At 26.6% G+C, this 18628-nt stretch carries 2 protein-coding genes; both read right to left on the reverse strand.

Translation table 4 applies throughout. The features are described from left to right. Positions 1–269: 269 nt before the first annotated feature. Positions 270–7748 carry a GA module-containing protein gene (locus tag SAM46_RS01990; protein WP_159442397.1) on the reverse strand — a complete coding sequence of 2493 codons (7479 nt, stop codon included), beginning with the start codon at positions 7746–7748 and terminating at the stop codon, positions 270–272. 373 nt (positions 7749–8121) lie between these two features. Beyond that, on the reverse strand, positions 8122–18345 hold the full coding sequence (locus SAM46_RS01995) for a GA module-containing protein (protein ID WP_078746809.1): 10224 nt from the start codon (positions 18343–18345) through the stop codon (positions 8122–8124). Between the last annotated feature and the right edge of the window lie 283 nt (positions 18346–18628).

The following is an 18628-nucleotide window of genomic DNA, read 5'->3' on the forward strand; positions in this document are numbered from 1 at the left end:
AATGAGTTTAAATTTAATTATTTCATAATTAAATTATATATTTTAAAGTTTTAAAATATCTATTTTATGTATTGCAACATAATTAATCTATTTTTTACTAATTTAATTATATTTAAGATTTAGAAAAAATAACTTACTTGTAATTTTTTAATTTTCATTTATAACTCATCAACTAATTACATATCACTTCAATTATTAGTGAGTTGACTAATTAGATAGAACCCTAATTAAAATAAAATATCCAATTTCTGGATATCTTATTCATTAGTTTAATTATTTTGTTTATTTCTTGCTCTTTTAGCCGCTATAGTAATACCAACTAAGAATATTATAGTAGATAAAACAGCTAATGCAATTCATCAATAGAATGGATATTCATTTTTAATAGAATTATTTGCATTATCTAAAGCATTTTGAAGTGCTTGTGCTAATTGAGATATTTTTCTATTATTGATATTATTTACAAGCACTTTATCTTTAGTATTGTTTAAAATACTTTCAACTTGAGCTACAGTATCGCTTAATTCTTTATATTCTTCAGGTTTCAATTTGTTTTTGTAATCAATTGTATTAGCATATACAGTATATCGATCATAAACATTTGTTAATTCTTTAGTTTTATCTTTTAAATCAAGAATCTTGTTTCTTAATGTTTCAGCATCAGATAATGTGTTTAATTGAGTAACTTGATCATGTAATTGATCTTTTGCTTGTTCAGAAGATAGATTTAATTGGTTAATTAAATCATCTAATTCATTAATTGTTTCATTACCTGATAATTTCATTGCATTTTGCAATTCTTGAATCATTTGAGATAAATCATCATTTGATTTGCCAGCATATTGTTTATTTAAAACATCATTAGCATTATTTAATGTTTTATCAAATGTTGATTGTTGTAATAAACTTGATAATTTGTAATCTTGTGAGTTTTTATCAATTTCATTAGCTTGAATAATTAATTGATTTAATTTAGCTGTTAAAGTATCTTTTACCTTAGCATCTTGCATTAAGACATCGATTTGATTAATTACATCATTTTGCACTTTGAATAAATTATCTTTAATTACTTGTTTTTGTGTATTGGTTAAATGAGTTAAAGCATTTAATTCAGGTAATACATCATTTAATTTATTAGCTTTTGCTAAAACATTTGTTACGTCTTCATTATTCTTAGCTTTTGCTAATTCAGACAATAATTGGTCTTTTTCATCTCTTGATAAGTTAGGTAATTTTGAAATTTGATCAAGAGTATTATTTTTAGCTGTTTCAGCATCATTATTTAAGTTATTTAATTCATCAGCTTTTTCTTGTAATGAATTACTTAATTGTTCTAAATCATTCAAATTATCTTTTCCACTTCTATTTGCTACTTGAGCTAATAAATCTTTAGCATTTTGTAATGAATTATTAAATGTAGCTGTTTTATCGTTTGATTGATATTTAGTATCATTTGCTTTTACTAATTCATTACTTTTAGTAACTGTATTATTTAAATTATTTAATGCTGTATCTAGATTTGCAGCTTTATTAACAATATCTTGGATTTGTTCTAAATCACTAGCTTGATTAATTAATTCATTGAAGTTATCTTTAATTTGTTGTGGTAAATTACTTAATTTTTCAATTGAATCAATAGCTTCTTGTTTGTGATTTTGTAAATCATTTGCATTACCATTTAATGCTTCTGTAGCATTGTTTAATTCATTAGCTAATGTTTCAATTGCTTTAGCATCTAAGTTAGCTAAATCTGATTTAATAGATGCTTGTACTTGTTGTAATTTTTCGTCAAATTTTAATTTTACTTGTTCATCTGCTAATAAATAGTCATTTGTAGTTTTATCAATTGTATTAGCTTGTGTGTAAGCATCATTAATTTTTTTAGTGGCTTGATCAAGTTCTTTTGCTTTAGAAACAATTACATTGATTTGAGCAATTGTTTTATCATTTTCTAATTCCGATGTAGCCATTAATTTTTGATAATTATTTAAATTAGGTAATTTATTAATTTGTTCTTCAGCTTCTTTTCTAGCTTTTTCAAAAGCAGAAATTTGGTTATTAACACTCTCTGTAGATGTAGATAAATTATTAATTACTTCTTGTAATTGTTCTAAAGTTACTTGATTGTTTAATTTAGAATTATTTAATAAACCATCGGCTAAATCTAAAGCATTGTTTATTTGTTTTTTAATTTCAGGATCAATTGCATAAATAGTTGTTTTTCTCTTAGCTTCTTGAACTGATGGAAGTTTATCTAATAATGATTGAGTCAAGTTATTTAATTTATTTGCTTTATCTAAAACATTATTAACATCTTGGACTCTATTTTGGTTATTAATTTCATCTTTTAAGCTTTGTTTATAAGTATCTGATAAATTATTTAAACCATCAATCTCTTTTAAAGCTTTATCTTTAGCATCTTTTAACTTTAACTCACCATCAAGAGCTTCTATATCATTATTTAAAACACTAGATTTGTTATTTAACTCTTTAACTAAATTATTAATTTTATCTAATGAAGTTAAATCATTATTTGCTTTCGCATTTAATAAAGTAGTTGAATTATTATTATCAGCTAAATTAAAGTTATTTTGTTTACTTTCTTCAGCATCAAGGTATTTAGCTTGTTTTTTAGCTTCTGATGCTTTAGATTCAGCTTCTTGAGCTTTTTGTAAAGCTTGATTTAAATCAGAAGCACCGTGTGATAAATCAACGACTTGATCAATATCACTAGCATTTGAAATTAAATCTTTTAATGCATCTTTTTGAGCTGGAGATAAATTAATTAAATTATCAATATCTTGTTTTGCTTTAGAGATTTGATCTTCTAATTTTTTACCACCATTTAATTTACTTTGAGCAGATTTTAAATTATTTGTTAATTGGTTGATTTGATCGAAAGATTTATCTGCTAAGCCTTCTTCTAGAGCTTGATTAGAAGATTGTAATATGCTATCAAAATCTTGTTGTTTTGATTCATCTGATAACTTATAATCATTTGATTCTTTGTTTAAATTATTTCCTGAATCAATAGCATCCTTAAAATCTTTAGTAGCTTCATCAAGTTCTTTAGCTTTTGAGACAACTGCATTTAAATCTTCTTCAGTTGTTTTAGTATTTAATTCATTAATTAAAGCTTCTTTTTGCTGTTGTGTTAAGTTAGGTAAAGTGTTAATTGTATTAGCTGCTTTATTATAAATATCTACTAATTGATTAATATGTTTTTTAGCTTCATCTAATGATAAAGTTATAGGACGAATTAAAGCATTGGTTTGTTCTTTACTTATTCCAGGGATTAATTTATCATCCTTTAATACTTTTTGTGCATTTGCAATCGCCTGGTCTAAAGCATCTTTATGCTCTTTAGTAGCATATTTATATATATCACTTGCTTGTAATTCTTCACCTAAAGTAACTTGTTTTACTAATGCTTCAGCTTGAGTATTTAATCCTACTGAATTAGAAAATACTTTTAAACTTTCCGATGAATTTGTAGCATTTTTAAGTTGTTCTTTAAGTTGTTCTTTAAGTTCTGGAGTTAAATATTCTGAATCATCAATCGAATGTAACATTCTATTTAATTGCTGATCATATTTTTCTTTACCATCTAGTTTATCAATTGATTCTTGTAATTTGTTAACTTCAGAGTCATTTTGAGTTTTTAATGCATTAGCTTCTTGAACATTATTAATTACAGCATTTTGTACTTGTTGTAATTGATCATTAGCATTTTTTATTTCATCTACTAAAGCTTTTTGAGTGCTTTTTGAAGAATATAAGAATATATTACCTTTTTGTGTTTCTTCAGCTTTAGTAATTTTATCTTTAAGTTCTTGAATAGAAACATTTAATTTTGAAGTGATATCTAATATATTAGTAACTTCATCTAAAGTAGAAGCATTTTGTATTAAATCTTTAAATTTATTAATTTGATCTGTAGATAAATTAGAATTTTTAGCAATTTCTTCTTTAGCTTCATTAATAGCTTGTTCTAAGTTTTGTTGACCATTTAATTTAGCTGCTTCAGTATCTAGATGTTCTTTTGCATTTTGTAATGCTTCAACCATTGTGCTAATAGCTTGTGTATCATTTAATTCACTATTTGCATTTAAAGCTTCAGTTGCACTAGTTAATGCATTATCTAATGCATCTTTATTAGTTGAGTTTTTATATTGTGGTTGTTGTTTTGAATTTGTTTTTTCATTAATATCACTTGCTAATTGTTCTCTAGCGCTAGCTAGCGCATTAGCTTGTGATGATATTGAATCAACATCATTTAATGTATTTTGTTGATCAACTAATTTATTTAAAGCGGTTTTTTGTGATTCAGTTAAATTAGGATTTTCACTAATAGCTTGTTTTGCTGCTTGTTTCTTATCAGCTAGTAAAGTATCACCGTTTAATGCCTTATTAGCATCTTGTAAATTAGTTGTATTATCTACTGTAGGTTTGCTTAATGTTTCTGCATTTTGAGGTGTTATTTCAACTTGTGCTTTTAATGTTTCAAGTGCTTTTTGTAAAGCATCTTTATTTGTATCAAAATCTTGTTTATTTGAAGCTTGTGTATATTTAGTTTCATTTGGTACATTAGCTACATCATTTAATAATTTATTTGCATTAGCAATAGCTGTATCAATACTTTTACCACTTGTTAGATAATTATTTACTTTATCAATTGAATCTTGATTATTTATATTTTCAATTAATTTATTTTTTTGTTCAGGTGTTAAATTATTTAAATTTTTTGCTTCTTCTACAGCTGCTTGTTTTGCATCAGCTAGCGATTTTTGTTGTTCTAAAGCTTTAGTATTTTCAGATATAAAATTATTAATCTTTTCAATTAATTGATCCACTTTTACTTTATCATCAGTCGCTAGAACTTTATCTAATCCAGCTGCTTTTTGTTCTTCGCTAGGTTCAACTAAAACAGCATTATATTCGTTTAATAATTCTTGATATTCTTGTTGTTTATCTGAAGCTATAGCTCCATCTTGAGCTAAAGCATTTAATTTATGATTTATATCTTTATTATTAATTGAGTTATAAAGCTCTTTAACATTATTTAATTTTTGAGTTAATGCTTGTGCTTGTGCTTGAGTGGTGATTTTAGATTTTTGAGCATCATATTTATTCTTTAATTCAACATTTACTGGTAAGTTTTCTTCAGCTGTTTCTAAAGCACTAATAATTGGTGCAGAATTTTTTCTAAGTTCAGCTACTTTAGCTAAAGCATTTTTTTGGATATTGGTAAAGTCTATACGAGATTTTGTAGCATCAATATTATCTATAAAATCTTGAACTTTTTTAAGTGCATCATTAATTCCTGCTTGTGATTCATCATCTGCATACTTATAAGAATCTAATTCTTTTTGTTTAAGTAATGAATCTTTTAAAGAATTTGCTAATTTTAATGCTGATTCAGCATTTTTACCGTTTTCTATTATATTAGCTGAATATTGATAATGTAAAGGAGATAAATCATCAATTTGTTTTTTTAGATTTTTCTTAAGTTCTTCCGGTAAGTTTAACTTATCAATTTCTTCTTTTGCTTTATTTTTAGCTGGAACTACTGCTTCAGCAGCTTTAGCATTTATTTCATCAGCTAATGCTTGAATTTGTTCAGGAGTCTTCTTAAATGCTTTAGTTTTAGCATTTTCTTCTAATGCTTTTAATTGTTTTTTAGCTTCATTGTCAATTTTATCTGATGTTAACAATTCGCTAGTATTATGAGCTTCAGAAATAGCTTTTAATAAGTTTTCATATGCTTTTTCTTGTTCAGGGGTTTTATCTCATTGTAATGCTTTATCGATAATTACATCAATATCATGTAATTTTTCAGCTGCAGCTTTTACTTTATCATAATCATATGAATTTACAATTGTAGCTTTAACATTATTATCTGAATTATTATCAGGAAATGCTAATAGTTCTTTGGCTTGCTTTAAAGCTTCTTTAACTTTTTGTTTTTCTTCTGGATCTGTAATTAAATCATCTAAAGAAAGTTTGGAGTCAACAAGTTTTTGTTGAATTGAATTATATGTGTTTAATAAAACACCAGCATTTTGGTTAAAAGCTTCTTGATTATCGATAACTTTTTTTAATTCAGAATATTTATCAGTATCATTTATTGCATCTTTTAAAGAATCTTTAGCACTTTCAGAAATGTTTGTTGAAAATGAATTAACTTTATCTATAGCTTTTTCTTTATTTTGAGAACCATTTAATTTATCGTATTCAGTTTTCATTTCTGTCTTCAATTGATTTAACTTATCAGTTGTTAATGAAGGATTCATAGCAATTAATGAATCATCCTCACCCTTGAAGTATTTTTCTCTAATTTGAGTCATTTTGGCTCTATAAGCTTCTTGTTTATCTAAATCACTTAACTTATATTGATTTTCATCAAATTTTTCTGAATATGAATCAAATGATTCTTTTAATGATTTGTAATTATTGAAATATGTACTTGTATTATTAATAAATAAATTTAAATCAGTAGCATTGGTTTTTGAGTTAGCTTCTTCAGTTAAATTATCAAGAATATTTTTAGTAAATAAACCAGAATCTTTCATTTCTTGAAGTTTAGCCGCAATATTTTGTTTTGAAGTTTGATAGTTTCTTGCTCCATTAGCTTGAGCATTATTTATTCTTTCAGTATTTTGATCGACATAATTTCTATCTCTTCCATTTCAATCAGTTAACAAGTTAGCTGATTTACCACCATCTTGTTCTAATTCATGTCCATTTACACTTAAAGTAATAACATTTTGATTTTGATCAATTATTTTGTTAACGAAACTCATTAATATATCAAATTGTTGTTTTTCATCGCGAGTAATAAGATTCTTGTAGAAGTCAGTATTATAATAATTTTTTCTATTTTGTAAAACATTATTATCTTGTAAAACTTGAAGTATTTTCTTGTACTTGTTAATGAATTCAACTAAAGGAGTTATATCATCAGCATCTCTAACACCGACAGCTCAATTAGCTCCACCGATGTTACCTTGCATACCCCCTCTTATTCTATATCATTGAACAACTGGGCCAACATGAGTATATCCATTTAAATCAACACTTGTATCCGGTGTATCCATTAATGTATTCATATCTAAAAGTTTTTTTGATAATTTATTAAATTTATTACCATCATTAGGTGATATAGGTGATCCATCTACTATAGTTTTTAATTCTTGAAATTTCTTGTTTCACCAATCTGTATTATTAGCTCCACCTCAAGCTGGTGAAGAAGTTCAAGGATAAAAGAATCCAATTTTTTCTCTAACAGGTCATCTTAAACCACCAAGTCAACTACCATTATATCCTAATCATTCACCACGGCCTGGATTTAAACCTCAGCCTAATAAAGGGTCTCCTGTAGCATATGAAGACATTGCTTGATAGTATTTAACAAGGTTATTATAAGTTTTTTGGATTTCAGTTTTTAGGTTATTTAATCCTTGAATAGTTGTTTGTTCATCAATTCTTTGTTTAAAGCCTTTGTAATAATTTGGAGAATCTGCTTTTGGATATTTTCCGCCATCAATATCAATGGTTCTTAATCCACCAATTCCATACTGAAATTTTAAAGTATCTACATATTGTTTTAATTGTTGCTTAGCTTGAGTTAAGTCATTTGATAAATTAATTTCTTGTGCTGTAGCTCATGAAATCATACCTGAAGCACTAGCCGCTACTGGTAAAGTTGCTAATAAAGGTAATAATCATTTTCTTCTTACTTTTTTCATAATTTCTCCTGATTTAATAAAAAATTTATTTTGATTTAAAATACAAAAATATCTCAGCATAAAGCTTAGATTTTTACTTGTATTAATTTCATAATATTTAATGCAATGTAAATATTTACAAAAACTATACTGATATATATATATATATTAATATAGTTATTATAACATAAAAGTATTTTGTTGAATTTTAAAAGAAAAATAACACTAAATTAGTCTTTTTGTTTATTTTATAGATATAAATCAGTTTAAGATTTTTGATTTCTTAATCTTTTTTGTAATTACTAAATAGAAATTTAATGCCAATTACACCTAATTGAATACGCATTTTTGAATAGAAAAACTCACAACTTTTTACAGTTGTAAGTTGATTAATTTAGTATTTCGTTTTTCTAGTAAATGCTAGAAGAGTAATCCCTGCCATAAAGATCAATGAGGCTGAAATTATAATTCATGATCATCAAGGCATTGCATCTTTTGCACTTCTAATTTTTTGTACAATAGTTGATTTAATTACTTCTGGCATATTATTATATGCGGATGATGTAATAACATTATTAAGCTGTTTAGCTTCTTGAGATGATATTTCTTTTTTATTTACTATGTTAAAGTAATTATTTTGATCTAATACATTTTTGAAATCATTGTAAATTGAATTACCTTTAGCAAGAGAATTAATAGCTGTATTAAATGCTGTTTGATTATCTTTTTGTAAAGCATTTACTACATCAATAGTATTTACAGCTTTATTTGTTAATTGTTGGATTAAGCTATTTTCATTTTGAATTACTTGTTGTAATTGTTCACTAGCTGAAGTAGGCACTTCAATAGTTTTAGCATTAGCTATAGCTTGTTTTAAGCTACTTAAAGTTGAATCATAACTAGTTGATTTAGTTGAAGTTTTTTGGTATTTATCTAAAGCATTAATTAAATTAGAAATATTTTCTAACGCCACATTAGCGTTTGCTACTTCTTGCACTTTTGTTGCATTAGCATTTTGTAATTTAGCTAGTTTATTAGTATTTTTAATTGCTGTATTTATATTGGTTGTAGTATTATTTAGAGAATTTAATGCTTGAGATACACTATTAATTACATCGGATAATGTTTGACCAATTTGATTATTTAAATCATTTGCTTGAACAATAACTTGTTGTGATGCATCATATGAATCACTTGCATTGTAATTAGAAATTACTTGTTGTTGATATTTATCTGAAACATTATCAAGTTCATTAGCAATTACTTGAATTTGCGGTACTTGTTTATCATTTAATTCAAATTCTTTATCTGAGAATTTATTAATTTCAGAAATTTGATTATTTAATTTAGTTAAATCATTATTTAATTGATTGATTTTATCTGTATCAATTGAAGATAAATTATTTGAGGCATTAGTAATTTCTTGTTGTAAAGCTTCTTTAGCTTCATTATATGATTGTTGCATTGAACTTGGAGCATTAAATAATGAATTTGAATTTATTTGTGCAACGCTTTCATTTAATTTATTATTAATTCCTACAATAATTCCTTGTGCATTTTTTACACCATCTAAATTATCATATGCTTGTTGTAAAGTATTAGACATATCTATGATAGCTTGTGGGTTGTTATTATCAATTACTTGACCACTACCTTTATTTAATACATCATTAGCATTGTTGAAAGCATTAACAAATGCTTCTTGTTTATCTTTCGTTGAATATACATAATTTAATTGTTTAATAGGTGTAACTTTATATCCTGCTGGAATATTATTTACTGTATTTTGTAATGTTCCCATTGCATTATTTAATTCAGTAGCTTTTTGAACTATTTCATTTACAGAATTAATTGTTTGGGATGGTTCTTCAGTATTTTGAGCTTGTAGAATTTGGTTATCTAATGCTAATTTTTGAGCATTATTTAGATTTTGCATCTTAGCAATATTAATTAATCCATTTGCTTTAGCATTAAATACTAATTGATTATTTGTTTGAGTATTAATTTCTTCTTCAGAAGCTATTTGTTCTTGCAACATTTGTTGTGAACTAGCGGTTGTAGTTATATCAAATCCTTCAACATTAGGAATTTCACTAACTGCTGGAGCTTTTGCAACTGCATTGTCTAAAGCATTAGCTTTTGCAGCAAATGTTAATTGTTTTGTAGCATCTTGAACATGATAAATAGTACTATTTGTATTTTCAACTACAGTTTTAGCATTATTTAAATAAGTGTTTGTGTAATTAGATAAGTTATCTGAAGGTATTTCACTAGCTGAAGTAATTGCTTTATTCAATGCTTCGTTAGCTTGAGTCATCATATCTGAAGCAGCTTTAATTTGAGCTTCTAAAGCTTGTACTTGTTGTTGTACATCTTGTTCACTTGGATTTGTTTGTTGATATACAGTATTAGCTGTTTGTAAAGCTTGTTGCATTGATTGTAATGTCTTATAAGCTGGTGTTTGTCTAATAGCATCAGATTCTTGATCTGGAGTAAATTTAGTAATTCATTGCTTAATATTTTCAATAGCTACATAAAGCGGATTTTTGTTAGTTAATTCATTTAAAGTATTTGCTGTTGAATTATTTAAGCTTGGTAAATTATTGTATGCTTCTTTATTTAGTTCATTAGCTATTGATAGTTCTTGACTTAAGGCTTGTGATCTATTTGCTTCTGGAATTGCATTTGCTTTATTAATTGCATTTTGTAAATTACTTGTTGATACTCATCTATTTAAAGTATCAGCTTCATTGTCAAAGAAGCTTTGATCTTTATCAACATATTGATTTTCTGTATCATTAAGCATTCCTAAAGCTTGTTTTTGTGTTTCACTAGCTTGTTGTGATAATGGTTGAGCAGCTGATAATGAATCATTATATGCAATATAAAGTTTTTCTTTCTTAATTGCTTCTTGTAATTGATTATAAACATTAGTTAAATCTTGAGTAGATGCTTGAGTATTATTTAAAGTATCACTAGCTGTTTTTAATGGTCCAGTAGCAAATAGTGGAACATTTTTAATACTACTATCTAATGAATTAATTAAGTTTTGTAACTTATCTTTAGCACCTAAATGATTTAATTCCTCAGCTGTTTTATTCATGTCAAAAGCATTAGGATTTTGTGATGAAACTAATGTTTTAGCTTGTGATAAAGCTGTATTTAATTGTTCTGAAGCTGGAGAAATTGATTCAGCAGAAGCTATAGTATTATTTAATGTATCTAAGTAAGTTTTTTCAGTTGCATGAGCTGATGCAATAGCATTATCTAAAGCTTGCTGTACATCTTGATAATCAGCTGTATTTGAGCTGTTTGTTGCAATTTTATCTTGAGCATTTTTAATAGCTTCATTTAATGGATTAGCTACATTATCAATAGCTTGCTTTACAGTTTGATATTGAGAATCAACATTATTTGGTGTACTTAAAACTTGTGCTAATTTTTGTCCTTGTGTAATGGTATTAATTAAATTATTTTGTACATAAGCAATTTGAAGGTTTTTAGCTATTTGATCAATTAATTCATAAGGTTGATCTTTTAGTTTTTGAATTTCTTCACTAAATTGTGAAGCAATTGAATCAATACTATTAATAATTAATTGTTGATTACCAAAATTAGTTGAAATTCCAAATGCTTTGACTAGTACCTTAGCATCACTTATAGCTACTTGAGCTTTAGGCGATAAGTCTATATTAGGTTGATTAAAGTCATTTAATACTTTATTAATATCATAGTAGTATCCATTTGCAACAATTTGTTTACCTAATAATTCAGCATCAGCTTTTTTATCATCACTAAAGGTAAATGAATCATTTGGTACAACTGAATTAATTTTTTGTGCTAAGGCATTAGCGGTATTTTGGAAGAAAGTATGATATGGAACTAAACTTTCAATGTCTGTAGAAGGATATTGTGCTAGTGTTTTGTTAGAAAGATTTACTAAATCATTTGCATTTGTATTAGTAAATACATTACTTAAATTGCTTGATACATCTTGATTAAATTGATCTAATTGTGTCTCAGAATTAAGATTAGTGTTAGCTTTAATTAACGGTTCTCATTGTGAAATGAATGCATTGGTTGTTTTTAAAGTCTCAATTAATTGAGTAGTTCTATTTTGTTCTTCTACTTTAGTTTGTGAGGTATTTACAGCTTGAATTAATTTATCTAAACTAATTGTATAAGTTAATTGGTTAGTTGCACTATTTATTGATTCCACACTAGCTTTAGGATCATTTAGTGCACTTGTTGCACTATTAATCATATCCTTTAGGAATCCATTATTATTACCATTTTGTTTATTAGCATCATCAATTAAATCTTTTAATTCATCTTTAGCAATTTGTAAACCAGCTACTTGTTTAATAATGTTTGTTAATGAATTAGCTGCATCATTTACTTGCTCAGGGGTTAAATTATTTTGTGATAATGTTTCTTGCGCTTGTTTTATTGCATTGGTTAATTCTGGATTATTAGCTGTTTGATTTACTTTATTTCCTATTTCTATTGCTTTATTTAATGGTTCTTTCAGGATTGCATCATTTAATTTATTAATTGCATCTTGATATTTAGCGCTTTCTTGGTTATTCGCAACAGTTTCTCCGTTGCTAATAGCATCTTGTAGTACTTTTGAAGGTCTAGCAATATTTTTAGCACTAGTTATATCATTTTGTAATTCATTAAGTTTTAAAGCATTTTGTACTTTAGTAACTTCATTATTTACATCAGTAGAACTAGGAGCATTATCTGAGTTATATCAATTTCTTGCTGCTTCAGCAGCTTGTTTAATAATATTTTGTAAGTTATCTGATTTAGGAGATACAGTAGCAGCTTGTTCAAGTATTTTTGATAATGGTTCAATAGCCACAACATTTTTAGTTTGTTGAAGTATTTTATTTAATTGATCTTGACTTAAAGAATTAGGATCTGCTATTTGTGATTCAATTTGTTCTTTATAGTTTTGAATGTGTTGTGAAGAATTAGAATTAACATCTTTTAATAAATCTTTAATTTTTTGAACTGTAATATCTTTATTTAGTAGTAATTGTAAGTCTTTAAGTTCTTGAGTTAAATTATCAGCAGTAACTTTATCAATATTTTGATTGTTTGCTTCTTGTTCGGAGTATTTTCCAAATACTACTTGAGCTTGTGCGAGAGCTTTAGCAAATTTATCTTTATTGCTTCCTTCTGTATCAGGTAATTCATCATATGCAGTTTGATTATTTGCTACTAAAGCTTGTGCATTATTATAAGCTTCTTGTAATGCTTGCATGCTTGTGTTTAATTCTTGTGCTTTGGTAATTAAAGGGACAATATCATTAAATTGAGCAGTATTAGTTAAAGCTGAAACTTCTTGATTCAAAGCATTTTTCTGTGCTTGATTTAGATATTGTAATTTATTAATATTACTATTTGTTGAAGTAATTAATTTATCTAGTACTGAATTGTATGCATTTTGATATGCTGTAGCATCAGGAATTGATTTAATAGTTGAAATATTTACATCATTTTCATAGCTATCTGGGTTAAATGTTTTAATTAAAGGATTAATTTGATTAATTTGTTCTTGTAAGTAATTTAAATATCCATTTAAAGCATCATATTGTGTCTGTAAATTATTGGTTAATTTTTCAATTTCACTTGGATCAATAATTGAGAAATCACTCAAATTGCCAATCGCATTATATGCTTGCATAAAGGTTTCTTTATTTGTAGCATATTGTAACATTGGACTAATATTTGAAGTTCCAATACCCAATGTTGTAGTTACTTTATTATATAGAGTATTTAATGCTTGTGTATCAGCTATAACTTTGGCTAATGTTTCCGGGAATTGTACTAAAGTATCATTGTATAAAATCTTGGTTGTTTCTTCAAATGAAGCAGGTAAAGCATTTTTCAATAATGTAATATTAGTACTTTGTTCAGAGTACATATTAGCATTTTTAACTTGCGCTAATAAAGCTTGTTTTTGATTTTGGGTTAAAGCTTGAGCGGATGTAATTGAAGTATTTAATTGTCCTTTTTTGTCTTGAATTTGTCCTAATTGATATAGGATCGCTTGCACTTTTCAAATTCATTGTGGTTGAGTTAAATTAAATGCTCTCATTGTATCAAAATCAATAGTATCAGCTCCAGTAGCTAGTTGAGTTTTAGCATTATTGATTTCATCTTGTGATAAATTATTTAAAGCACTTGAAGTTAAATAAGTTTCTACAGCTTTAATAATTAATTTATTATTAATTTCTGTGTAATATTGCTTATCAGCATTATTAGCTCATGAGAAATCTTCTGCATTTAGATTTAAAGCACTTAAAACATCCTGAATTTGTTTTGCGCTATATAATGAAACATTTTGTGCATTAATATCTGAGAAGTATTTATTTAATACATAAGCAGGATATTGATTTACAGCTTCATATCTACCTTGCAGTTCAATAGCTGCACTTGTAATTGCATTAGCTAAATCTTTAACTTGTTCTGTACTATAAGAATATCAAGTATATGGTGTAGCTTGAGATAAAGTTGTTAAACTTAAAACATAAGGTAAATTATTCTTGCTTTTAGCACTATATTTATCTCTTTCAGAAGCTGATGAAGCAGCTAGCTTATTAATTCCATTAGGAACTTTTTGTAATAATTGGTAAGCTGTTGAAATTAAAGCAATGAATTCTCCATTAGCTTTTGGCATATTAAAGTTATATACATCATTACTCAATGTAATGTATGGATCTAGATTTGAAATTCCATAAAATTGACCATTGCTAAATACATTAGATGTATTTGTATTTGATGTTAATGATACATAAGTGTCTAAAACTGAATTAAGTTTTTGCATTGCTATTTTTAATACAATAACTTCAGCAGCTATTGTATTAATTGCTGATTGCACTTCACTAGCATTTGTACTTTGAGTGAATGCTGATACATATTTAGAAACATAGTATTCAAATTGTGCTTGATTTAAATTACTGTAATTTGGTTCTTCAATATTATTTAAATCTTCTTTAAAATTGGTTAATATTGTTACTAATCTAGTTACATAATTCTTTCAATTTGTCACGAATTCATTTACTGCACTAGCATTTGCAAATTTACTTTGTTCTAATTGAGTATTAAATCCTTGTACCAATAGTGGTGGAATGCTATACGTTGTATTTGCATTAGTTAACATTTGATATTTTGCACTTGGATATGTAGTATTTGAAGTTTCAAATGCTTTAGCATCACTTTGTCATGCATAGTTAACTGAAGCTGAATCTAATGTAACATTGGGGAAAATAAATACTTTATTTTCTCCTTGCATTACAAAAGGAATATTTGAATGGTAATCATTACTTGAAGCTATTTTTGCATTATCAACTGTAATTGTTGAATTTGTAGTAACTTTATCAATACTATTTATGTAGTTTGTTTGAGTAAAGTTAGCATAATTTTGAGCTAAAACACCAATTTTAGATTGTTGATTCAAGTAATCATTAAATTGTGCTTTTCCAACAACTAAAGCAACTTGAGTTTCTCTAGGAATATAATTATTTAATAAAGTGTAATTTGTTGGAGCTGTAACTTTTACAATGTTTCATAATTCTTGAATATAACCATTTTTTGCTGCTGAATTAAGATTTAACATTGTATTAATTGTTGAAATTGCGCCTGTTATATCAGTAGTAATTTTTGCATAAGCATCTACAATATTTTGAGCAACTAATGAATTATTTAAAGATTCAATTTTAGCAATATTGGTTAATTCATTGTTAATATTACCTTGAGAAGCATATGAAGCTACTGTAGTCAAAATACCGTTAATTGTATTCATCACGTTGCTAAAATTATTAAATGTTTTATCAGCTCTATTTGTTACTTGAACATTTTTATAAGTAGGATTTTTAAGTACTGGTTGGTATTCATCATAAATAGTTTTTGCTGGAGCATATTTTTTATCAAGTGAAACAATTGCATTTACATAATTAATAACATCAGTTCTTGAAACTTGTTGTAATACGATTGTTTTAAATGTTTCTTTATAAGCATTGCTATAAATACTTGTTGCATCGATTAAATTAAAGGCATTTTGAATAAATTCTTGTGATGTTTGTTGTTTATTATCAAATCCATTATCAGTTTTTGTAGTTAATAATTGAACAGTTGTGTTGAATTGATTTATGATATTTTGAATTTTTTCAGCAGATTGATTTGTATCAGTGACATTACTTGGATTTGAAATATCATAATTTGGAGTTGATACATTTTGTCAATTCATTAAATTTGTAAAATCATTAACATAAGCTTCTTTTAATGAACTAGGAGCAAATGAATAATTAATATAATTGCTTAATGTATCTTTATTTGTTTGATTTGTAGTTTCATAATTATTATAATTTAAGAATTCTCTAACTGAATTTATAGTATCAGATGTACCTGTAGGATTTTCATTATATTTAACTATTTTACTTAAATTTAAAGCATTGCTTGAAGCTTGTGTAGCATTATAATTTGCTTGTTTTAAATCATTATATTGATTTCATCAAGTCTGTGGGTTAAAGAAGTGTGACGGATCTCAGTCATCATATACACCTTTTTGGAAAGCTTCTTTTTGTTTAGGAAGGAATGTAACATTCTTATAATTATATGTTTTGTAATATGATAATGTTGATTTTGAATTACCATTTTCTGATGTACTTTGTTGTGTTTTATTTAATAAATAAAGTTTATTGTAACCAGTATGATCGGTATTTGATGCATATCATTGAAGTGTTGAAACAAATTGAATTTGTTGTTCTTGATTTAATGATGCTGGATTAAGATATGTTGTACCTAATTGGTATTCTCCTAAAGTTGGATCATCTGGTGTATATCCATCTCAATCATGCACTCCTTGTTGTGTGTAAACTGACTCAGCAAAGAAACGTGCTACTTTAGGATTATTTCATGCTTTTCTCAAAATCAATTTATTTGGATTTATAAATGATCCATGACTTTGTTTCATTTCTTCAGGTCACAATGTTACATCTGAGTTGAAACTTAAATTAATAGTAAATTCTTTGACTCCTTTTTCATATGTCTGTGATTTTCCTTGTCCAATAACATCAGAAGGAATTGAAGCTATTGTAGTTTCTACACCCTTACTGTCTCTGTAAATTAAATCATAACCATAAGCGTTATTAGGCAAGAAGTAATTTTCTTGCTTATTTTTAATTCCAAATCAACCATTTATTGCTTGCTCTTTAATTTGAATATTTATAGTTCTATATTTACTTCTGTTATATGAAAGACTATGTGTTGCCACAAAAGTTCCTGAATTTTGTCATCCTGATAATAGATATAACCCTCTATAAAATGATGTTACAGCTGTAATACCACCGTTTGATTGGCCATTGGTATACATATATTTATTTCCATTATTATCAACATTGATAGTTGATTGGTTATCAACTGTTTGGAATTCAAGCACAACAGCTGGTCTATATTTAGTGTCTCTGTATCATCAAGATCCTGTTGATACTTGTCCCATAAAAACCGAACCAATATTATCAGTGTTATTATCATAAGGACTACCAGGAACTTGATTTAAGAATTGAGTATTAAGCTCTTGTCAATATGGATCTAGCGGATCACCGGATTGATTTCTATTTCCTTGATATAGCTTAAACATATTGGTATAGTTGTTTCAAGTAGGGTCAACTGTTTGATATTTAACATTATTTAGTAAAAATGGTTGGTTATAGTTACCATTTTTTGCTCATCCACCGTTTATAATAACTTGATTTCAATTTTGCTCATATCCTTGGTTTCCGATATATAACACTTGAGGGATTAAATAATCTAAATCCATAATAGTTGAGCCAAGTGAACTATTTACATTTTTAGGAGGCACAGTTACATTACCTGTGATCGCAGGAAAATCTCCCTTTTTGTTTAAAAGGTAAGTAATATATCCTTGCATTGTTCCTTGGCCAGGAACGCCTGTTTGATTTCCATTATTATCTCTTGCTAATACTGTTATTCTAACTGAGTTATCAACTAATTGCATATTTCTAGTTAGCATAATTCCAAATGATAAGTTACCATATCCGTCTGGTGTTCAACCATTTCCGCCTGCTTCAGGGAATGCTGTATTTCCCGGATTAGCTGGCACAAAGTTATTATTAAATGTTGCTCTTCAACTTCTTACTTTAGCTGTTGATATATCATATGCTGATGTATTTGAATCTCTTGGGGTTGTTTCTTCAAGATAAACAACACCACCGTAATATGGATTGACTAATTTATTTCCGTCAGTAGCTGATGTCGATCTTCATCCATAACCATTTTGCCAAATATCATATGATGAAGCTACATTATTTCATTCAACATTAATTGAAGGCATTAATGGATATAAGTTACCATAAATAGCAGAACTTGGTTGATTTTGACCATTTTTAACAATATTGATAACTTGGTTAGTTATATAACTACCAATATAATCAGTTTTTGAATTACCAAAATTAACAGGTTTTACATTATAACTATCATAGTTAACATCTGTATCTGGATTTTGAGAAATTAAACCGATTAAAGGTAGAGTTAAAAGTGAACCTGATGCTACAGGCAGTAAAATTCATTTTATTTTCTTACTCATTGTTTCGTCCTCTTCTATAAAATTTTTTACTTACTTGAATTAATATATTAAATATATTACTAATCTATTAATATTTTATAGGAAAACATTTGCACATATGCTATAGAAAATTATTTCCATATTAATTTCCATAATTTAAAAAATAATTCAAATTAGTTTATTTTATAGGATAAGAAAATATTAAAAGCCCTTATTTTTGAACCAAAAAGTAATTTTATATACTTAAATAAAGTAAAAATTTTATTTTTTGTTTCATCTTATAATTTACTTTCCGCAAATAAAA

Origin of the sequence: Mycoplasmopsis verecunda (assembly GCF_033546915.1) — a bacterium.
GTDB classification, from domain to species: Bacteria; Bacillota_I; Bacilli_A; order Mycoplasmatales; family Metamycoplasmataceae; genus Mycoplasmopsis; species Mycoplasmopsis verecunda.